The sequence below is a fragment of the Pseudoduganella sp. GW821-FHT12E03 genome, from assembly GCF_058807115.1.
This window is the reverse complement of the sequence record NZ_JBXAQJ010000006.1, coordinates 239,237-259,701: the sequence shown is the minus strand read 5'-3', so window position 1 is coordinate 259,701 and position 20,465 is coordinate 239,237. Positions and strand designations below refer to the sequence as shown.

16 protein-coding genes and 1 other RNA gene are annotated in these 20,465 nt (G+C 63.6%); 14 read left to right on the top strand and 3 right to left on the bottom strand.

Going from position 1 to position 20,465, the window contains the following annotated elements:
- Positions 1–3,627 carry an EAL domain-containing protein gene (locus AC1RRC_RS17290; protein ID WP_493056754.1) on the bottom strand — a complete coding sequence of 1,209 codons (3,627 nt, stop codon included), beginning with the start codon at positions 3,625–3,627 and terminating at the stop codon, positions 1–3.
- A gap of 178 nt (positions 3,628–3,805) precedes the next feature.
- Between AC1RRC_RS17290 and ribBA the strand changes: the two genes are divergently transcribed.
- The 7 genes from ribBA (at position 3,806) to AC1RRC_RS17255 (ending at position 9,829) form a co-directional block, all read left to right on the top strand.
- Positions 3,806–4,921, top strand: a complete 1,116-nt coding sequence (gene ribBA / locus AC1RRC_RS17285) for a bifunctional 3,4-dihydroxy-2-butanone-4-phosphate synthase/GTP cyclohydrolase II (RefSeq protein WP_493056753.1) — start codon at positions 3,806–3,808, stop codon at positions 4,919–4,921.
- Between the two features lie 41 nt (positions 4,922–4,962).
- The gene (gene ribH / locus AC1RRC_RS17280) at positions 4,963–5,451 is read left to right on the top strand and encodes a 6,7-dimethyl-8-ribityllumazine synthase (protein WP_154373735.1); all 489 of its coding nucleotides are present in this window, start codon (positions 4,963–4,965) and stop codon (positions 5,449–5,451) included.
- A 78-nt stretch (positions 5,452–5,529) separates the two neighbouring features.
- On the top strand, positions 5,530–6,000 hold the full coding sequence (nusB, locus tag AC1RRC_RS17275) for a transcription antitermination factor NusB (protein WP_493056751.1): 471 nt from the start codon (positions 5,530–5,532) through the stop codon (positions 5,998–6,000).
- Positions 6,001–6,222: 222 nt separating this feature from the next.
- Positions 6,223–6,711, top strand: a complete 489-nt coding sequence (locus AC1RRC_RS17270) for a nucleoside deaminase (RefSeq protein WP_493056750.1) — start codon at positions 6,223–6,225, stop codon at positions 6,709–6,711.
- A 63-nt stretch (positions 6,712–6,774) separates the two neighbouring features.
- The gene (locus tag AC1RRC_RS17265) at positions 6,775–7,839 is read left to right on the top strand and encodes a type 1 glutamine amidotransferase domain-containing protein (protein WP_493056749.1); all 1,065 of its coding nucleotides are present in this window, start codon (positions 6,775–6,777) and stop codon (positions 7,837–7,839) included.
- A gap of 17 nt (positions 7,840–7,856) precedes the next feature.
- Positions 7,857–8,561, top strand: a complete 705-nt coding sequence (locus AC1RRC_RS17260; RefSeq protein WP_493056748.1) for a response regulator transcription factor — start codon at positions 7,857–7,859, stop codon at positions 8,559–8,561.
- Entirely contained in the window at positions 8,558–9,829 is a 1,272-nt protein-coding gene (locus AC1RRC_RS17255; RefSeq protein ID WP_493056747.1) for a sensor histidine kinase, read from the top strand. The genes AC1RRC_RS17260 and AC1RRC_RS17255 overlap by 4 nt, the downstream gene beginning before the upstream one ends.
- A gap of 147 nt (positions 9,830–9,976) precedes the next feature.
- Here the strand turns inward: AC1RRC_RS17255 and AC1RRC_RS17250 are convergent, their stop codons facing one another.
- The gene (locus AC1RRC_RS17250; protein ID WP_493056746.1) at positions 9,977–10,867 is read right to left on the bottom strand and encodes a transglycosylase SLT domain-containing protein; all 891 of its coding nucleotides are present in this window, start codon (positions 10,865–10,867) and stop codon (positions 9,977–9,979) included.
- A gap of 493 nt (positions 10,868–11,360) precedes the next feature.
- Here AC1RRC_RS17250 and ubiD point away from each other — a divergent pair, with 493 nt between their 5' ends.
- The 7 genes from ubiD (at position 11,361) to AC1RRC_RS17215 (ending at position 18,164) form a co-directional block, all read left to right on the top strand.
- On the top strand, positions 11,361–12,845 hold the full coding sequence (ubiD, locus tag AC1RRC_RS17245) for a 4-hydroxy-3-polyprenylbenzoate decarboxylase (RefSeq protein WP_493056745.1): 1,485 nt from the start codon (positions 11,361–11,363) through the stop codon (positions 12,843–12,845).
- 69 nt (positions 12,846–12,914) lie between these two features.
- Positions 12,915–13,013: signal recognition particle sRNA small type (gene ffs / locus AC1RRC_RS17240), an RNA gene on the top strand.
- Between the two features lie 99 nt (positions 13,014–13,112).
- Positions 13,113–15,632, top strand: a complete 2,520-nt coding sequence (gene dnaX, locus AC1RRC_RS17235; RefSeq protein ID WP_493056744.1) for a DNA polymerase III subunit gamma/tau — start codon at positions 13,113–13,115, stop codon at positions 15,630–15,632.
- 82 nt (positions 15,633–15,714) lie between these two features.
- Positions 15,715–16,041, top strand: coding sequence for a YbaB/EbfC family nucleoid-associated protein (locus AC1RRC_RS17230; protein ID WP_493056743.1), 327 nt, complete (start codon positions 15,715–15,717; stop codon positions 16,039–16,041).
- Between the two features lie 13 nt (positions 16,042–16,054).
- Positions 16,055–16,345, top strand: coding sequence for a YciI family protein (locus AC1RRC_RS17225; protein WP_493056742.1), 291 nt, complete (start codon positions 16,055–16,057; stop codon positions 16,343–16,345).
- Positions 16,345–16,935 (top strand): recombination mediator RecR, encoded by a 591-nt coding sequence (gene recR, locus AC1RRC_RS17220; RefSeq protein WP_493056741.1) that lies wholly within the window; start codon positions 16,345–16,347, stop codon positions 16,933–16,935. Before AC1RRC_RS17225 ends, recR begins: the two co-directional genes overlap by 1 nt.
- On the top strand, positions 16,932–18,164 hold the full coding sequence (locus AC1RRC_RS17215) for a CaiB/BaiF CoA transferase family protein (protein WP_493056740.1): 1,233 nt from the start codon (positions 16,932–16,934) through the stop codon (positions 18,162–18,164). Before recR ends, AC1RRC_RS17215 begins: the two co-directional genes overlap by 4 nt.
- A gap of 161 nt (positions 18,165–18,325) precedes the next feature.
- Here AC1RRC_RS17215 and AC1RRC_RS17210 read toward each other — a convergent pair whose 3' ends face one another.
- The gene (locus AC1RRC_RS17210) at positions 18,326–20,464 is read right to left on the bottom strand and encodes a putative bifunctional diguanylate cyclase/phosphodiesterase (protein ID WP_493056739.1); all 2,139 of its coding nucleotides are present in this window, start codon (positions 20,462–20,464) and stop codon (positions 18,326–18,328) included.
- Between the last annotated feature and the right edge of the window lies 1 nt (position 20,465).

Sequence of the window (20,465 nt, the reverse complement as noted above, 5' to 3'; positions counted from 1 at the left end):
CTAGCCGGTGCGCCGCTCGCCCTGTTCGGCCAGCCGGAAGGCCGCATGCACGGCGGCTTTCAATTCCGCGTCGTCCCACGGCTTGGACAGGCATTTGTAGATGGCGCCGCGGTTGACGGCGTCCGTCATGGCTTTCGAGTCCACATAGTTCGACAGCAGGATGCGCACCGTGTGCGGATACAGGTCGCGGGCGCGGGCCAGGAATTCCGCGCCCTGCATGTCCGGCATGCGCTGGTCGGTGACGATTACCTGGGTCTCTTGCGTGGCCAGCATCTCCAGCGCTTCGCGTCCGCTGTGGGCGACCAGGATGCGGTAGCCTTCGCGCCGGAACAGCCGCGCCAGCGCATAGGCGGCGCCCGGCTCGTCGTCCACCAGCAGCAGGGTGCGGGCCGGCACCAGCGCCAGGTTTTCCTGCATCAGGGTGCGGCCTTCGCGCAGCAGCGCGGCGAAGTCCTGGGCCGTCAGCGGTTTGCTGAACAGATAACCCTGGATCTTGTCGCAGCCGATGCTGCGCAGGTAATTCAGCTGGCCGGTGGTTTCCACGCCTTCGGCCACCACGACCAGGTCCAGCCCGTGCGCCAGCGCGATGGTGGCTTGCGCAATGGCGGCGCTGCGCGGCTCGCACGTGATATTGCGGACAAAGGTCTGGTCGATTTTCAGTTTGTCGAGCGTGAAGCGCGACAGGTAGCCCAGCGACGAATAGCCGGTGCCGAAATCGTCCAGCGACACCGAGACGCCCATGTGCGCCAGTTCAGCCAGTTGCGCCTGCACGGCTTCGGCATCTTGCATCATGATGCTTTCCGTCAGTTCGATTTCCAGGCACTCCGGCGCCAGCCCGCTGGCGGCCAGCGCGGTGCGCACGGTGGCGGGCAGGTTGCCGGCCGAGAGCTGGCGCGCCGACACATTGACGGCGACCGGCAGCGGCACCAGGCCGGCCTGCTGCCATGCCTTGTTTTGTGTGCAAGCCTGTTGCAGTACCCAGGCGCCGATCGCGATGATCTGGCCGGTGTCTTCCGCCAGCGGAATGAAATCGGACGGCGGCACCATGCCCAGTTCCGGGCTGTGCCAGCGCAGCAGGGCTTCCATGCCGCTGATGCGGCCATCGGACAGCGAGACTTGCGGCTGGTACAGCAGGGTCAGTTCGTTGCGTTCGATGGCATGCCGCAAATGGGTTTCCAGCGACATGAAGCGCTGCGCGTGCGCATTCATTTCGCCGGTGAAGAAGCGGAAGCCATTGCGGCCCGCCTCCTTCACGTGCGACAGCGCCACGTCCGCGCCGATCAGCAGCGCGCTGGCGCTGGCGCCGTCGCGCGGATAAATGCTGATGCCGACGCTGGCTGTCACGTAGACGTCCTGGCCCTGCAGGTGCACCGGGCGGGCGATTTCTTCCATCAGCTGGCGCGCCGCCACGATGACGTCGTCGACCTGCTTGCATTTGGTGAGCATCAGTGCGAATTCGTCCGCCCCCAGGTGGGCCAGGGTGTCGCCCGGCGTCACGATCCGGTTCAGGCGGCGCGCCATTTCCTGCAGCAGCGCGTCGCCGGCATCGTGGCCCATGCTGTCATTGATGCGCTGCAGGCGGTCGATATTGAACAGCAGGATGGCGACCAGCGCGCTGTCATGTTCGGCCGCCGCCATGGCCAGTTGCAGCCGGTCGTTCAGCAGGTTGCGGTTCGGCAGCAGGGTGAGGGGATCGTGGTTGGCCAGGAAGTCCAGCTGGTGGTGCGCTTCCTTCAGCGCGCTGATGTCGGACGAGACCGAGACATAGGCGCTGATATTGCCGTGCGGGTCGCGCACCGCGCAAATGCCCATGCGTTCCGGGTAAACCTGGCCGTTCTTGCGGCGGTTCCAGATTTCACCGCGCCACTGGCCGGTGTTTTCCAGGCTGGCCCACATGGCGCGGTAAAACGCGCTGTCATGGCGCCCGGAGCGCAGCAGGCTGGGGTTGCGCCCCAGTACTTCGCGTTCCTTGTAGCCGGTGATTTGTTCGAACGCGGGATTGACGCCGATGATATTGCAGTCGGCATCGGTGGTGGTGATGCTTTCCTGCGTGCTGTCGAATACCATGGCGGACAGCCGCAGCCGGCTTTCCATCTGGCGCCGCTGTGTGGTGTCGCGCAGGATGGCGGTGAAAATCTGCTTGCCGTCGACGTGCACGATCGACAGCGACTGTTCGGCAATGAATTCATCGCCGCTCTTGCGCCGCCCGTGCACTTCCACCACGCGGCCGCTGTAATACGGTTCGTTGGTGCGGCGGAACTGTTCATAGCGGATGCGCGCCTTGTTGCGGTAGCGCTCCGGCATCAGCTGCATCACGCTCTGGCCCAGCATTTCCATTTCTGTATAGCCGAACATGGCGACGGCCGCGCGGTTGAAGTGCAGCACGTGCAAATCATGGTCCAGGGTGACGATGGCGTCCGGCGCGGATTCGCTCATGGCGCGGTAGCGGTTTTCGCTGGCGCGCAACGCCACGTCGGCGTCGCGCCGGGCGCTTGCTTCCAGTTGCAGCTGCGCCGCGTGGCGCTGCACCACCTGGTACAGGTTCAGGCTGTAATATGCCACCGTCAGTTGCGCCGCCAGGGTGGACGCGGTCTGCATGTCCTGTTCGGTGAATTCCGGCTGGTTGCGGCGCCCGGCGAAATACAGCCAGCCATACAGGTTGTAGCGGTCGCGCAGCGCCATGCCGAGCAGGTTGCGGACCGGTGGATGGCCGGGCGGCAAATCGTCCAGCGCGCCGCTGGGCGCCGCGCGGCGCACCAGCCGGGTGGCGTCGAGCAGGCAGCCGGGCAGGGCGGCGCGGTCCAGCGCGTGGCCGCTGAGCACGGCGGGATCGACACCGTGCGTCACCAGGTGCTGCACCACCTGTTCCTGGGCGTCCAGCAGGCACAGCGCGATGCATTCGGTCGGCAAGATGTGGGCGGCGGTTTCCGTGAACGCGGCGGCCAAGGCGGCGCCATCGCGTTCACTGCCCAGGCGCAGCCCCAGCGCCACCAGTTCGTCGGTGATGGCCGGTGGCGCGCTGGCGCCGTTGTCCGGGGCGGGGATCATGGCATCCATGGCGTCCGCGCCGCCGCTGGCCGGGAGCGCGGCATCATCGTCCGGCGCGCCGTGCCGGACGGCGGCATCGTCTGCCGGCGCCGCCGGTATGAGCGGGGGCAGCGCGGCCGGCCATTCGCTGCCGCAGCCGACGGGCGCGGCGCCTTCCGGTTCCAGCCCCAGTTCGAAACCGACGGCGTCGAGGATCGCTTGCGGATCGGCCGGTTTCGACAGCACGGTGCGCACACCGCAGGCATCGGCCATGGCATGCATTTCATGGCATGAATAGGTGGCGCTGAAAAAGATCACGGGAATGCGGTTCAGTGCGGGATCGTTGCGCAATTCCTGCGTAAACGCATAGCCGTCCATGGTCGGCATCAGCAAATCCGTGATGATCAGGTCGGGCCGCTCACAGCGCGTCAGCGCCAGCGCCTGTGCGCCATCGCTGGCCTGCAGCAGGCGGTGCGGCGTAAAGCCCAGCAAGGTCATCAGGAATTCGCGGTTGGTGGGACGGTCGTCGACCACCAGTACGGTGCGGACGGCGCCGTACTGGGGCGGATCAGGCTGTGACTCCGGTATCTCGGCGTGCATGCTTGGTGTCTCCATCTGCATGTCTTGGCGATAATTGATGCTACCCTGCTGCCTGTTTACAAGGCGCACTACTGGGGGCGTCACGAGGGAAACCGCCATTCCGAGGGGGAATTCAGGTTGAGATGCGCCAAATCCTTTAAAATAGAGGGTTAAGGAAACTCGAAATCAAGGATAAGCAATGTCTATCTCCAGCACCGAAGAAATTGTTGCCGAATTGCGCGCAGGCCGCATGGTCATTCTCGTGGACGAGGAAGACCGTGAAAATGAGGGCGACCTGGTGCTTGCAGCGGACTTCGTGACGCCGGAAGCCATCAATTTCATGATCAAGTACGCGCGCGGACTGGTGTGCCTGACCCTGACGGAAGAGCGCTGCAGGCAGCTGGACTTGTCGATGATGACGGCCCGCAATGGCACCTCGTTCGGCACCAACTTCACGCAATCGATCGAGGCCGCGGAAGGCGTTACCACCGGCATTTCCGCCGCCGACCGCGCCAAGACCATTGAAGTGGCCGTGGCAAAAAATGCAAAACCATCCGATATCGTCCAGCCGGGCCACATTTTCCCGCTGCGCGCCGTCAAAGGCGGCGTGCTGATGCGCGCCGGCCATACCGAAGCCGGCTGCGACCTGACCGCCATGGCGGGCTTGACCCCGGCGTCGGTGATTTGCGAAATCGTCAAGGACGACGGCACCATGGCGCGCCTGCCGGACTTGCTGGAGTTTGCAAAAGAACATGATTTGAAAATCGGTACCATTGCCGACCTGATCCACTATCGCAGCCGCAACGAGTGCATCGTCGAGCGCGTGGCGGAACGCACCCTGAAGACGGCGGCGGGCGACTTCCGCATGATCGCCTTCCGCGACACGCCAACCGGTTCCGCCCACCTGGCGCTGGTGCATGGCGCAATGGAGGAAGCGCAGGAATCGCTGGTGCGCGTGCACCAGCCGGTATCGATCCTGGATTTGCTGGAATCGGAAGCCACCACCCACTCGTGGACGGTGCCATCGTCGCTGAAAGCCATCAAGGAATCGCCGCAAGGCGTGGTGGTGTTGCTCAATTGCGAAGAAACCGCCGAGCAGTTCTTCTCGCAGTTCGCCGCGCTGGACCAGCCGGCGCAGCGTCCGCAAGGCCGCGCTGCCAGCATGGACTTGCGCAGCTACGGTATCGGCGCGCAAATCCTGCGCGACGTTGGCGTGCGCAAGATGAAATTGCTGGCCAGCCCGCGTAAGATGCCATCCATGACGACTGGTTTCGACCTGGAAGTGACGGGCTACGTGGCCAAGCCGGCCAATTAACCGTCTGATCAAATAACATACTATTTCTATAAGGGGCTGCCATGACTGTAGGAAGCTACGAAACCAATTTGTCCGGCGAAGGTCTGCGCGTCGGTATCGTCCAGGCCCGTTTCAATGAAGACGTGTGCCACGGCTTGCTGTCCGCATGCCTGGCGGAACTGAAACACCTGGGCGTGGCGGACGAAGACGTGCTGCACGTGACCGTGCCGGGCGCGCTGGAAGTACCGCTGATCCTGCAAAAGCTGGCTGAATCCCAGCAATTCGACGCATTGATCGCGCTGGGCGCCATCATCCGCGGCGAAACGTACCACTTCGAACTGGTGTCGAATGAATCCGGCGCGGGCGTGACCCGTATCAGCCTGGACTTCGGCATTCCGATCGCCAACGCCATCCTGACCACGGAAAATGACGAGCAGGCGGAAGTGCGCATGGCGGTCAAGGGCGCGGATGCTGCCCGCGTGGCGGTGGAGATGGCCAATCTGTCCATCGCACTGGAAGAATTGCAGCAAGACGCCGGCTACGACGAGTAAGCTTTTGGCCCAAGAAGACCGCGGCCATGGTTAACAACCGGCTGGCGGTCTTTTTCCATTTTTAAGACAGGTAACAACATGACCGATAAATCCCTCCACGCCAATCCAAGCAAGAGCCGCACGCCGCGCCACCGCGCGCGCGAGTTCGCGCTGCAAGGCCTGTACCAGTGGCTGCTGAACAATGAAGAGTCGACCAAGGTCGTCAACAACATCCGCAATGCGCACGGCTTTGAAAAGGCGGACGCGGAATTCTTCGCCAACCTGCTGCGCGGCACCATCGCCGACTCGGTCGAGTTGCGTGAAACGTTTGCGTCGCTGGTCGACCGTGGCATTTCCGAACTGTCGCCCATCGAGCACGCGGTCTTGCTGATCGGCGCGTACGAATTCAAGAACCACCCGGAAATCCCGTACCGCGTCGTCATCAACGAAGCCGTTGAACTGACCAAGTCGTTCGGCGGTATCGATGGCCACAAATACGTCAACGGCGTGCTGGACAAGCTGGCCGGCAAATTGCGTCCGGACGAAGTGGACGCCGACAAGAAGCGTTAATGTCCACCACCGGGGTCAGACCCCCAATGTGACAAAAGTGGACATCCCTCCTCGGAAATGTCCACTTTTGTCATAATCGGGGTCAGACCCCGGTGTGACAAGCCACCCTGGCGCTTGCCGGGGTGGCTTTTTGCTTATAGGGACCGGTGGCTTTGCGTGATAGTGGCGGCCGGAAGGGGGACTAAGATGGCCGCATAGCGACCATTAGCGGAGACATATAACATGAGCACGGCATCCCTGAACCCGACCGACCTCGCGCTGCTGCGCGAAACCATCACCTTGTCCGCCGAATCGCGCGACCGGGGCCGCCACCCGTTTGCCGCGCTGGTGGCCGATGAACATGGCACTGTGGTGGCGCGGGCCGGCAATAACTCGATGCCGCCCGGCGATCCGACCCAGCACGCGGAATTGCTGGCGGTGGCGGCGGCGGCCAAGGTCCTCAGCCCGGAACAAATGGCGAAGGCCACGCTGTTTACCAGTGCGGAACCGTGCTGCATGTGCGCCGGCGCCGTGTACTGGACCAACGTGGGGCGCGTGGTCTATGCGCTGTCGGAACATACCTTGCTGGGGTTGACGGGCGCGCACCCGGAAAACCCGACCTTTTCGCTGCCTTGCCGCGAAGTGTTTGCGCGCGGCCAGCGGCCGATCGGCGTGGTGGGGCCGCTGCTGGAAGACGAGGCGGCCGTGCCGCATCACGGCTTCTGGAAATAACTTCACATCCATTTCACACCGGCGGGACCAGCATGGCGCCTTCATATGCTTATGGAGGCTCAAATGTTACGCAAAAGGTTACCTGCATTCCTGCGCGCGGCCGGTTGGCTTGCCGCATTGGCGGCCCTGCTGGCCGGGGCGCTGTTCCTCTACGCGCAAGGCTACCGGCTTGACGCGGTGGCGCCGGCCAACCGCAGCGCGACCCCTGCCAGCTTGTCTTACCTGCAACAGGCAACGGCCCCGCAGCGCGGCCGCATCCTCATCGTTGTCAGCAGCGCTTCGCATTTTCCCGGCGGCGTAAAGAAAGCCGGCTATGAATTGACCGAACTGTCGCGCGCCTATTACGTATTCAGCGCCAACGGGTTCGAGGTCGACATCGCGTCGCCCCGGGGCGGCGAACCACCGGCCCGTATCGACCCGGACGACATGGGCGACGCCGATTACGCTTTCCTCAACGACCCCGCCGCGCAGCGCAAGGTGAAGTCCAGCCTGGCGCTGGCGCAGGTCGACCCGGCCCGCTACGGCGCTGTTTATTTCGCCGGCGGCAAGGGCGCCATGTTTGATTTTCCCGGTAATCCGGACGTGGCGCGCATCGCCGGCGCCATTGCCGGGCATGGCGTGGTGGGCGCCGTGTGCCATGGCCCGGCGGCGCTGCTGGGCGCGCGGCTGGCCGATGGGACGCCGCTGGTGGCGGGGCGGCGCATGACGGGCTTTTCCAATGCCGAGGAATTGTTGTTGATGAAGGATGCGCGCCAGCGTTTTCCCTGGCTGCTGGAAGACCGGGCGCGGGAACTGGGCGCTCGATTTTCCGCCGGCCCGCTGTTTGTTGATACGACGGTGGTGGACGGCCGCCTCGTGACCGGGCAGAATCCGTGGTCGACATGGTCGGTGGCGGAAGCCATGGTGAAGGCGCTCGGCTATACGCCGGCGCCGCGTCATCTCACTGCGGAAGAATACAGCGTGCACATCCTGGCGGCATTTCACGCCGATGGCTGGGATGCCGCGCGCGCGGTGCAGCAGCGCGTGCCGCACCACGACCGTTCGCTGTTGCTGCTGCATGCGCTGGTGGCGGCCATGGACTGGCGCCTGGCCGATGCGCTCAAGCTGCAGTGGCTGGCCCGATATTAATTCAAGACAGGGGTACGATGCACATCCTGGTGGTGGAAGACCATGCGCCGCTGGCGCGCAACCTGGCCGATGCGCTGGAAGGGCAGGGCGACAGCGTGGATTTCGCCGCCGATGGCGAACAGGGGCTGCGCCTGGCGCTGGCGCATGACTATGATTTGCTGGTGCTGGACTTGGCTTTGCCCGGCATCGATGGCCTGGAACTGTGCCGCCGCCTGCGCGAACGGCAAAGCCGCCGGGTGCCGGTGCTGATGCTGACGGCGCGCGATACCCTGGCCGACAAGCTGGAAGGGTTTGCCTGCGGCGCCGACGATTACCTGGTCAAACCCTTTGCCATGGAAGAATTGCTGGCCCGCTGCCGCGCGCTGGCGTGCCGCCACCAGCACAATGTGCTGGCGGTGGGATCGTTGGTGCTGGACCGCCGTACCCGGCAAGCGGTGCGTGCCGGGCGCGCACTGAACTTGCAGCCGGCCGGCTACCAGATCTTATTGGCGCTGGCCGAAGCCCATCCCCGCGTGGTCAGCCGCTCCGAACTGACGCGCACCCTGTGGGGCGACGACCCGCCCGATTCCGACGCGCTGCGCACCCATTTGTACCAGTTGCGGCTGGAACTCGATAAACCGTTTGGGCAGCCGATGCTGCTGACGGTGCACGGTGTCGGCTTCCGGCTCGACGCCGCCACCACCCCTGCCGCCGCTCCCACCGCCACCGGCGAGGACTCATGACCGTCCACCGTCCGCAATTGCGCCGCAAGCTGGTCACCGCCTTTGTGCTGGTGGCGCTGCTGGCGGCCCTGTGTTTCAGCCTGTTTTGCCTGCTGTTCGTGTACACGGTGGAAGACCGCTTTTTCGACCGCATGCTGGAGCGGGAAGTGGCGCACCAGCAGCGCAGCGTGCAGGCGGCGGGCCAGTGGGCCGCACCGTTTAATGAAGCGATCTCTATATATAGTGAGGTGGCGGCGTTCCCGCCGGATTTGGCGCGCCAGCCGCAAGCGCGGCGGGGCGGTGAATTTTATGGCGAGCAGGGGCGGCATTACCATGTGCGGCGTCTGAGCCTGGCCGGACGTGACGCCTGGCTGGTGGCGGAAGTCAGTAGTGAACTGGTGGTGCGCCCACGCTTGCCCTTCATCCTGTCGGTGCTGGGCGGCGGCGCGGTCCTGATCATGGTCGTCACGGCCGGCGCCGGCTGGTGGCTGGCGCGCAGGGTGACGGCGCCGTTGCAGCGTCTGTCGCAACTGGCGCAGGCAGCCGAACCGGGGCAATTGCCGCAGGGCTTTGCGCAAGCGTTTCCGGCCGATGAAACCGGGGCGCTGGCCACGGCGCTGGAACAATCGTGGGCGCGTACCGCCGCGTTTATCGAGCGGGAACAGCATTTTACGCGCGACGCCAGCCATGAATTGCGTACGCCGCTGGCGGTGGCCGAAGGGGCCGGCTACCTGCTGGCGCAGCAGCCGCTGCCGGCGATGGCCATGGAACAGGTACAGCGCATCCGCGCCGCCTGCGCGCAGATGGGCCAGTCCGTTCGTACCTTGCTGGCGCTGGCTCGCGAAGAGCAGGACGACTGGGCGGCGCAAGCGGTGCCGTTGCTGCCGTTGGTGGAACGAGCGGTGATCCGCCATGCGCATTTGCTCGACAGCGCCGCATTCGACGTGCAGGTCGACGTGCCGCCTGGCGCGCAGGGTCACTGCCATGCGCCATCGCTGGAAATCCTGCTCGATAACCTGGTCGCCAATGCGGCGTGCCACGCGGGCGGCGGCGCTTTGCACATATATATAGAAGCGGGCTGGCTGGTGGTGCGGGATGAAGGGCCGGGACTCGACGCGCAGGTGGCCGGCAAGCTGGGCCAGGCGGGCGCGCGGCGCGATGGCAGTCCCGGTCACGGACTGGGTTTGTCGATCGCGCACCGGCTGGGGGCGCGGGCCGGCATCGCCGTGCGGATTGCCAATGTCGAGGGTGGCGGGGTGCGGGCCGCGCTGGATGTCCACGCTGCCTGAATCGCCACTATCTGCGGCGCAAAAACGGCGCGGTGGCGCACGCATGGCGGCTTTGCCTTCGGCAAGACCGCCCCACATTCCAGCGCAATCTACCGGCCCATGAAAAAAACCGCCCGGAGGCGGTTTTTTGATCCAGGCAGATCGGGCTTACAGGCCAGCCAGTTGCGAATCAGGCATTTTCGCAGCGGCCACCGCCGGTTCGGCGGTTTTCACGGCCGGGGCAGGGGTGGCGACCATGACCGGATTGGTGGTCGGCACTTTCTTGCCGGTGGAAACCTGTTGCAGCTTCTTGTACTCGGCCAGGACCTTGAAACCATAACCATCATCCGATTCGAACGCGGCGGCGCCGACATACGATTTCAGACCGGCTTCGACGGAACCGCCACGGGTCACGTAATCCTTCAGGATCAGCGAGCCGACACGGATGTTGGCCACCGGGTTCAGTGCGGCTTGCACGCCGCCCATGTCCTGGAATTTGTCGTGGTGCACCTTCGACATCACTTGCATCAAGCCTTGCGCGCCCATCGGGCTTTCCGCGAACGGATTCAGGCCGGATTCGATCGCCATCACGGCCAGGATCAGCAGCGGATCCAGTTTGATTTCACGCGCCGTCAGGTACGCCGTCGACACCAGCATGTTGGTGGCGTCGGTGGCGACACGGTAACGCTTGGACAGCCAGGTGGTGACCCACTCTTGCTGCTTTTTCGAACCCATCAACTTCTTTTCTTCTGCCGTCATTTGTGTTTCCGCTGCCGGTTGGGCGGCGGGCGCTTCCATCAGCGCGGTCAGGGGCGGGGCCGTTACGGTAGCCAATGCCTCTGCCTGTTGAGGCGCCAGGGTCTTGCTCAGGGCATGAGCCAGGTCCGGGCGGACGTACAGTACTGCAAGTATGACCAGTGCGGTCACGCCGCAAATCGTCATGGTGTGGTGAAAGGTGGTCAGCACGCTGCGTACGGTAACGCGCGCCTTCGCCATGCCATTGGCCACCGAGGCCAACTGGCGGGCGGCAAGTGCCACCCCGGTAGTGCGATTAGTCATAGAACTCCCCTGAAATGTCCGTAACGAGCGCATCCCCGCCGCATTTTGAATGCAGCTGTTTTTATTGATGTGCCAATGCCGTGCATCAGAAATATCATCGTTCAACGCTGCCGTGAGCAGCCGTGGAACGCCATCATTGCTTGCCTGAGCTGTTGCTACCTGATGCCTGTGCAGGTAAGCGGAACAGTCCGCAATACAACTTTTCCCGGGGGTTAAGGCAGACGCCTTGTGAAAACACTCCTTAAAATGTTTGTGGAGCCCCGACTCCGGTGAATGAATGGGTGACAACTATGTTGGCGATCTTGCCATGTCCCCTGTTCAAGTAAGGCGAATTGTAGAAGCCGTTTTATATCACGTCAATACTAACAAACGCATTCTTTATAACTTTTTGATATAGAATTTTGCCATGCAGTGCAGCAAAAACTAATAAAATCAAACACTTGTCTGAAAAACCTCAATACAGCTTGCGAAAGCGAAAAAATCGTAAAAAAGTATGAAGTACACCGATCTGCGTGATTTTATTTCTCAACTGCAACGAATGGGCGAACTTAAGCCTGTTTTAACCCCGATTTCCCCGAATTTGGAGATGACTGAAGTCTGCGACCGCACTTTGCGGGCCGGCGGACCCGCTTTGCTGTTCCAAAATCCCACCGGTCACACCATGCCGGTGCTGGGTAACCTGTTCGGTACGCCGCGCCGCGTAGCGCTGGGCATGGGAGCGGAAGATGTCAGCGAATTGCGCAAGATCGGCCATGTGCTGGCGCGCCTGAAAGAACCGGAACCGCCCAAGGGATTCAAGGATTTAATGGGCATGGGCTCGCTGGTGAAGGCGGTCTGGGATATGTCGCCGAAAGAGATGCGCGGCGCGCCTTGCCAGGAAATCGTCTGGGAAGGTAATGATGTGGATTTGGCGCGCTTGCCGATCCAGCATTGCTGGCCGGGCGATATCGCGCCCCTGATTACGTGGGGCCTGGTGATCACCAAGGGACCCAATAAGAAGCGCCAGAATTTAGGCATCTACCGCCAGCAAGTACTGGGGCGTAATAAAGTCATCATGCGCTGGCTGGCGCACCGGGGCGGTGCGCTGGATTTCCGCGAACACGCGGTGCAAAGCAAGGGACAACCGTATCCGGTGGCGGTGGCGCTGGGTGCCGATCCCGCCACCATCTTGGGCGCCGTGACGCCGGTGCCCGATACCTTGTCGGAATACCAGTTTGCCGGACTGCTGCGCGGCAGCCGCACGGAACTCGTGAAAGCCATCGGCAGTGAATTGCGCGTGCCGGCATCGGCGGAAATCGTGCTGGAAGGGCATATCTATCCGGATGAAAACCACCCGTCCGGCTATGAACATGCGCTGGAAGGCCCGTATGGCGACCACACCGGTTATTACAATGAGCAGGACTGGTTCCCGGTGTTTACCATCGACCGCATTACCATGCGGCGCGACCCGATTTACCACTCGACCTATACCGGCAAACCGCCGGATGAACCGGCCGTGCTGGGGCTGGCGCTGAATGAAGTGTTCGTGCCGCTGCTGCAAAAACAGTTTACGGAAATTACCGACTTCTACCTGCCGCCGGAAGGGTGCAGCTATCGCATGGCGGTGGTGCAAATCCGCAAGCAATATGCCGGTCACGCCAAGCGCGTGATGTTTGGCGTGTGGAGCTTCCTGCGCCAGTTCATGTATACCAAGTTTATCGTGGTGGTCGATGAAGATGTCGACATCCGCGACTGGAAGGAAGTGATCTGGGCCATCACCACGCGCGTGGACCCGACCCGCGACACCACGCTGGTCGATCACACGCCGATCGATTACCTGGACTTTGCCTCGCCCGTGAGTGGACTTGGCAGCAAGATGGGGATCGACGCCACCAATAAATGGCCGGGCGAGACCAACCGGGAGTGGGGCACGACCATCGCCATGACGCCGGAAGTGAAGGCCCGGGTGGATACGATCTGGCAAGAGTTGGGGATCTAAGGCAGGGGCTCTGCGGCGCAATCAAGTTCGCTCTCCCACGATTGCGCCAGAGCGGGTATAATTGCACCCGGCGGGCCCCTGCGCATTGTGGCATGGTCAACCTGGTCAGGTCGGGAACGAAGCAGCCACAGCCGTTCACCGCAAGTGCCGCAGATCAGGCTCGCCTCTGAATTCAAAAAAAGCTGCCCAGTGCAGCTTTTTTTACATCCATACTCTTGCAGCAACATTGCCGAAGTCCCGGCAGCCGTGCGTGGTAAAATTGCCCGCATGTCTTATCAAGTCCTCGCTCGCAAATACCGTCCCCGGAACTTTGAAACGCTCGTCGGCCAGGAGCACGTCGTGCGCGCGCTCACGCACGCGCTGAACACGGGCAGGCTGCATCACGCCTACCTGTTTACCGGCACGCGCGGCGTTGGCAAGACCACGCTGTCCCGGATTTTGGCCAAGTCGCTCAACTGTACCGGTCCCGATGGCGCCGGCGGCATCACCGCCACGCCGTGCGGCAAGTGCGAAGCATGCCAGGCCATCGATGGCGGCCGCTTCGTTGACTATATAGAGATGGACGCGGCGTCCAACCGCGGCGTCGATGAAATGGCGCAGTTGCTGGAGCAGGCGGTGTACGCGCCGTCGAATGCGCGCTTCAAGGTCTATATGATCGACGAGGTGCACATGCTGACCAACCACGCGTTCAATTCCATGCTGAAAACGCTGGAAGAGCCGCCGGAGCACGTGAAATTCATCCTGGCGACCACCGATCCGCAAAAAATTCCCGTGACCGTGCTGTCGCGCTGCCTGCAATTCAATTTGAAGCAGATGCCGCCCGGGCACATCGTCGGCCACCTGGCCAATATCCTCGGCCAGGAAGAAGTCCACTTTGAACAGCCGGCGCTGCGCCTGCTGGCGCAGGGCGCGCACGGCTCGATGCGCGATGCGCTGTCGCTGACCGACCAGGCGATTGCCTATGCCGCCGGCGAAGTCACGCTGGATTCGGTGCAGGGCATGCTGGGCGCGTTGGACCAGTCGTACCTGGTGCGCCTGCTCGATGCGCTGGCGAAACAGGATGGCGCCGATTTGCTGGCCGTGGCCGATGAAATGGCGTCGCGCAGCCTGTCGTATAACGGCGCGCTGCAAGACCTGGGCACCTTGTTGCACCGGATCGCGCTGGCGCAGACGGTCCCGGCCGCCGTTCCCGCCGATTTGCCGGAATATGCGGACATCGTACGCCTGGCGGGCGAATTCGATGCGGAAGAAGTGCAGTTGTATTACCAGATTGCCGTCCATGGCCGCAATGAACTGGGCCTGGCGCCCGATGAATATGCGGGCTTCTCGATGACGTTGCTGCGCATGCTGGCCTTTCGTCCCGGCGTCGGTGGCGCCGAAGGGATCCCGGCAGCACCAACCGGCGCTGCGGTAGCGCGTGGCCCCGGTGCGGCGCGCGCCGCGGCTGCGGCGGCAGGGCTGTCCGGCGCGGCGCCGGCCCCGGCCCGTGCCGCGGCCATGGCCACCGCCAGCCATGCATCCGTAACGCCGGGCATGCCGGCTGGTGCGATGGCGGCGCAAGCATTGCAGGCGGCCGCACCGGCTGCCGCGATTGCGCAGCCTGCGCACGGCGCAGCGTCGGGCCAGTATCCGGCTCAACCGGGGACCCCGGGCGCCGCTCAGGCGCAACATCCCGGGCAGAATCCAGGCCAGCAGGGCGCAGCGCCTGCCCAATACCAGCCGCCGCAAGGCGCCGCCGCGGCCCAGCCGCAGGCGGCCGCAGCCCCGATGAGTCCGGCGAAGGCCGCGATTCAGGCCGCGCTGCAGGCCGCGCGCGCCGCCTCCGGTATCAAGACGCCGCCGGCCCGTCCTGCTCCGCCTGTCCCGCAAGGGCAGCCGGCAGCGCCGGCCGGCGCCGCCATGCAGCCTTCGGCCATGGGCCAGGCATCATCCGGGCCAGTCATGAGTTCGGCGGCAGGCCAGGCAATGGGCCACGGCCCGTCCGGGCAAGCCATGCATACGGCTTCGGGCCAGGGAATGGCGCCCGCTCCATCCGGGCTGAATTCAGCGGCAGGCCAGGCGATGGGCCAGGGCCGTCCAGTGGCGCAAGCCGCGCAGCCGGCGCCATGGGAAGATGCGGCGCCGGCGCAGGCCGCCACGCCGCCATGGGACGATGGCCGTCCCGCGATCGGTGGCGACACGGCGGTACTGGAAGCGCCGCCGCGCGTGCAGGCCCGCCAGCAGGCGCCGGATGATGACTTGCCGCCGTGGGTAACCGAATTCTCCGACGATACCGCTGTTGCCTCGCCGCAGGCTGACGCCCCCGCACCCGTGCAACAGGCGCCGGTGCGCGCGCCGGTCAAGCCACCGTATGCATACGTGGTGACGCCGGTTCCCGAGCTCGATTGGGATGGCAACTGGCCGGCGCTGGCGGCCCGCCTGCCGCTGCGCGGCGTGGCGCAGCAGTTGGCGACGCAGGCGGAATTGATCAAATGCGTGCCGGAGGGCACGGCCTCGGCGCAATTTTTTGTCCGGGTGCCGATTGAAACCTGGCGCACGCCCCCCAATGTGGAAAAACTGGCGGCGGCGCTGACGGAACGTTTTAACCGCCCGATCCGGGTGGAAACCGAACTGGGTCCGGTCTGGTACACGACCAGCGTGGAAGCGCAGGCGTATCGCGAAACGCTGCAGCGCGCCGCCGAGGACACCGTGGCCAATGACCCGTTTATCAAGAGCATGATCCGGGAATTTGGCGCCTTTGTGGTGCCAGGTTCGATTGTGCCGCCACCGGCGCCGCCCGCGCACTGACATAAGTGTGGCGCCTGACACCGCTGGTATCAGGCACCATTTCGCGAAGAATCGCTATACTGACATTTAGGAGAATCTCACCATGATGAAAAACCAACTGGCTGGCCTGATGAAACAAGCGCAGGCAATGCAGGACAACATGAAAAAAGCCCAGGACGCGCTGGGTTCCATCGAAGTGGAAGGCCAGTCCGGCGCAGGCCTGGTGAAGGTCGTCATGACCTGCAAAAACGACGTCAAGCGCGTGTCGATCGACCCGTCGCTGCTGGCCGACGACAAGGACATGCTGGAAGACCTGGTTGCCGCCGCGTTCAACGACGCCGTGCGCAAGGCCGAAGCGACGTCCGCTGAAAAAATGAGCGGCCTGACCGCCGGCATGAATTTGCCAGCCGGCTTCAAGATGCCTTTCTAAGTCAATAAAAGCCATGTTTATCATCTCGCTCACATACCTGAAGCCTGCGGAGGAGATCGATGCGCTCCTGGCGGCGCATCGGGAATACCTGCGCGAGCAATATGACAATGGCATGTTCCTGATGTCCGGCCGCATGGTGCCCCGAACCGGGGGCGTCATCATCGCCACGGCCGACAGCAAAGCCGATATTGAAGCCGTGATCGAACTCGATCCGTTCAATGAAGCGGGTGTCGCCAGTTACACCATCACTGAATTCGTGCCGACCATGACGGCCGAGATCCTCAGCCAGTTCAAGCAGCACTGATGGCCAAATCGCTGGAATTCCTGACGGAGGCCTTGCGCCGCCTGCCCGGTGTCGGACCCAAATCCGCACAGCGCATGGCATTCCACTTGCTGCAGCATGACCGCGAAGGCGCGGCCATGTTGTCGCGCGCCCTGTACCAGGCGGTGGAAGCGGTGCACCATTGCGCGCTGTGCAATACCTTCACGGAAGACGAGGTATGCGGCACTTGCCGCGATGAAGAGCGCGACCGGCGCATGCTGTGTGTGGTGGAAACCCCGGCCGACCAGATGATGATCGAGCAGACCCTGACCTACAAGGGCCTGTATTTTGTCCTGATGGGCCGCCTGTCGCCGCTTGACGGCATCGGTCCGAAAGACATCCACCTGGAAAAGCTGGTCGGCCGCGCCCATGATGGCGTGGTCGAAGAAGTGGTGCTGGCCACGAATTTTACCAACGAAGGCGAAGCCACCGCGCATTACATCAGCGAGATGCTGAAGGCGCGCGGACTGAAGGTGAGCCGTCTGGCGCGTGGCGTGCCGGTCGGCGGCGAGCTCGAATATGTGGACGCGGGCACCATCGCGCGCGCCATGCTCGACCGCCGCAGCACATGAACGAACAAACCAACCAACCCAAACCTACCCATGGCCCTCTGAAGGGCATCAAAGTCCTGGAACTCGGCACCTTGATCGCGGGCCCGTTTTGCGCCCGCATGCTGGCCGAATTCGGCGCCGAAGTCATCAAGGTGGAAGCGCCCGGCGACGGCGATCCGATCCGCAAATGGCGCGTGCTGAAAGACGGCACGTCGCTGTGGTGGTCGGTGCAGGCGCGCAACAAGAAAAGCATCACCCTGAACATGAAGGATGCCCGTGGCCGCGCCATCGCCAGGGAGCTGGCGCTGCAGGCGGACATCATCATTGAAAACTACCGTCCCGGCGTGCTGGAAAAATGGGAGCTCGGCTATGAACAGCTCAAGGCGGAAAAACCGTCCACCATCATGGTGCGCCTATCCGGTTTCGGCCAGAGCGGCCCGATGAAAGACCAGCCGGGTTTTGGCGCGATTGGCGAATCGATGGGTGGCTTGCGCTACGTGTCCGGCCACGCGGACCGTCCGCCGGTGCGGGTGGGGGTGTCGATCGGCGATTCCGTGGCGGCCTTGCACGGCGTGATCGGCGCCATGATGGCGCTGCGCCACCGCGACGCCACCGGCGGGCGCGAACAGGGTCAGGGCCAGATGGTCGATGTGGCGCTGTACGAATCCGTGTTCAACCTGATGGAGTCGCTGGTGCCGGAGTTCGACCATGCGGGCGTGGTGCGTGAACGCACCGGCGGCGCGCTGCCGGGCATCGTGCCATCGAATACCTACACCACCAGGGATGGCGACAACGTCGTCATCGCCGGAAACGGCGATGCGATCTTCAAGCGCCTGATGCTGGCCATCGGTCGCGACGACATGGCCAACGATGCGCAAATGGAGCGCAACGATGGCCGCGTGGCGAGGACCAGCGACATTGATGGCGCAATCCAGGCCTGGTGCGATACCAAAACCATCGATGAGGCGCTGGCGATCCTGCAGGCGGCCGATGTCCCGGTCGGGAAGATTTATTCGGTCCGCGACATGATGACGGACCCGCAATTCCTGGCCCGCAACATGTTCGAGCAACACCAGTTTGCCGATGGCACGCCGGTCAAACTGCCGGCGATTTCACCCAAGCTGTCGGAAACGCCCGGTCACACGCACTGGATGGGGCCGGGGTTGGGCGAGCACAATGACGAGGTGCTGCGGTCACTGGGGTATGGCGAGACGGAGATTGCCGTGTTGAGGGCGGAGCGGGTGCTGTAAGCTGCAGGGTTGCGGGCATGGCGGCAACCCTGCGGCTTACCGCCCTACGGGTTTTGCCGATGTGGGGCGTTTTGGTGTTGTGGCCTTGCAGGCAGGGGGCGACAGGTAGGGCGGTTTTGCCGAAGGCAAAGCCGCCATGCTGGCCCGCGGCGATTGAATCATCAAGCCTGCCGCGCAATCGGCGCCCGCTGTATCTTCAGCATTTGCGTAATCGCTTCCGTGGTGGACGGTTTGCCCAGGTGGAAACCCTGGGCCAGGTCGCAACCAAATTGCTCCAGCAGTGAAAACTGTTCTTCGGTTTCCACCCCCTCGGCCAGCACCACCATGCGCAAGCCATGTCCCAGCGCGATGATGGCGCGCGTGATGGCGGCATCTTCCGAATCCTGCGGCAGTCCGGAAATGAAGGTCTTGTCGATCTTCAGCGTGTGCACGTCAAAGCGCTTGAGGTAATTCATCGACGAATAGCCGGTGCCGAAATCATCGATGGACAGCAGCACGCCGATGCCGCGCAACTGTTCCAGCATGACCAGGGTGGCGCGCGCATCATCCATCAGCGTGCTTTCAGTCAGCTCCAGTTCCAGTAAACCTGCCTCCAGCCCGGATTCCTGCAGCGCGGCCAGCACGGTCTGCGCCAGGTTTTCATCCTTGAACTGGCGCGCCGACAGGTTGACGGCGAGCCGGATGGGCCGGCGGCAGACGTCTTGCCACAGGCGCGCCTGGACACACGCGGTGCGCAATACCCAGGCGCCGATCGGCACGATCAAGCCGGTTTCCTCGGCCAGCGGAATGAAATCATTGGGTGGCATGATGCCGTGTTCCGGGTGGCGCCAGCGCACCAGCGCTTCCACTCCCACCACCTGCGAGCTGGCGACATCGACTTGCGGCTGGTACAGCAAATACAGTTCATCGTTTTGCAGCGCCTTGCGCAAGCCGGTTTCCAGTTTCACGTGGCTCATGATCTGCATCGTCAGCGATGAGCTGTACAGCTGCGCATTGTTCTTGCCCAGGTTTTTCGCGTGGTACATCGCGGTGTCCGCGAATTTCAGCAGCGAGCTGCTGTCCTCGCCATCTTGCGGATACAGTGAAATGCCAATGCTGGCCGTGACAAAAATCTCATGCCCGTCGAGCTGGAACGGGCGCCGCATGGCATCCTTGACACGCTGCGCCACGGCCAGCGCGCTGTCGACTTTTTCGAGGTCGGGGATCAGGATCGTGAATTCATCGCCACCCAGGCGCGCCAGGTTCCCGGGCGGGAAATCGCCTTGCTGCGCGCGCGTGACGGTGTCGCCGGGACGGATGGTGTCATGCAGCCGCTCCGAGACGGCTTTCAGCAGCAGGTCGCCGACGTCGTGGCCCAAGGTGTCGTTGATGCGCTTGAAGGCATCGAGGTCCATGAACAGCACGGCGAAATTGTTGCCGAGCTGGCGCGAGCGGGTCAGCTCGCGCTCCAGTGTTTCCAGGAAGGCCTGGCGGTTGGGGATGCCGGTCAGGCTGTCGCAATAGGCGAGGCGGCGGATTTGTTCTTCCGTGCGTTTGCGTTCACTGATGTCGCGCACCAGGCCCAGCACGTCGCCCGCGCCGGTGGCGACCAGGCGCGCTTCGAAATGCCGCACGCCGGCGCCATCGTTGCCGTCGCCACTGTGCTGCAGCTCATAATCGAGCGCCCGTACCGTCTGCGTGGACAGCACGGCATGCACCTGTTCCAGCACTTGCGCGGCAATCAGCGGCGGCAGCACGTCGCTGATGTGGCGGCCGACGCAGGCGTCGCCACGCGTCTGGACGCTGTTATCCTGGCCCCGTTCGTAATCGAGGTAATAGCCGTCGCGGTTCAGGCGGAAAAACGTGTCGGGAATCGCGGCCAGCACGGCGCGGTTATGGGCGTCGGCCACGCGCAGCCGCGCAATGGCATCGCTGGCGCGCAGCACGTACAGCACGCGGTGTCCGAGGATGGGCCAGTTGATCGGTTTCGACACGAAGTCGGTCGCCCCCTCTTCATAGGCCTGGGTGACGGCTTCCACGTCGTCGCTGCCGGTCACCATGATGATGGGGACGGCGCTGCCATAATCCTGCGCGCGGATGGCGCGGCACACGTCATAGCCATCCATGCCGGGCATGTCGACATCAAGCAGGACCAGGTCGGGACGGATTTGCCGGAAGCGCGCCAGCGCCGCGGCGCCGTCTTCCGCTTCGACGGCGTCGAGTCCCACTTGGGCCAGCATTTCCAGCATCAGCAGGCGCATGACGGGGTCATCGTCTGCCACCAGCACGGTACCACGGGAGGGGCGGTGTAGCGCAGCCATA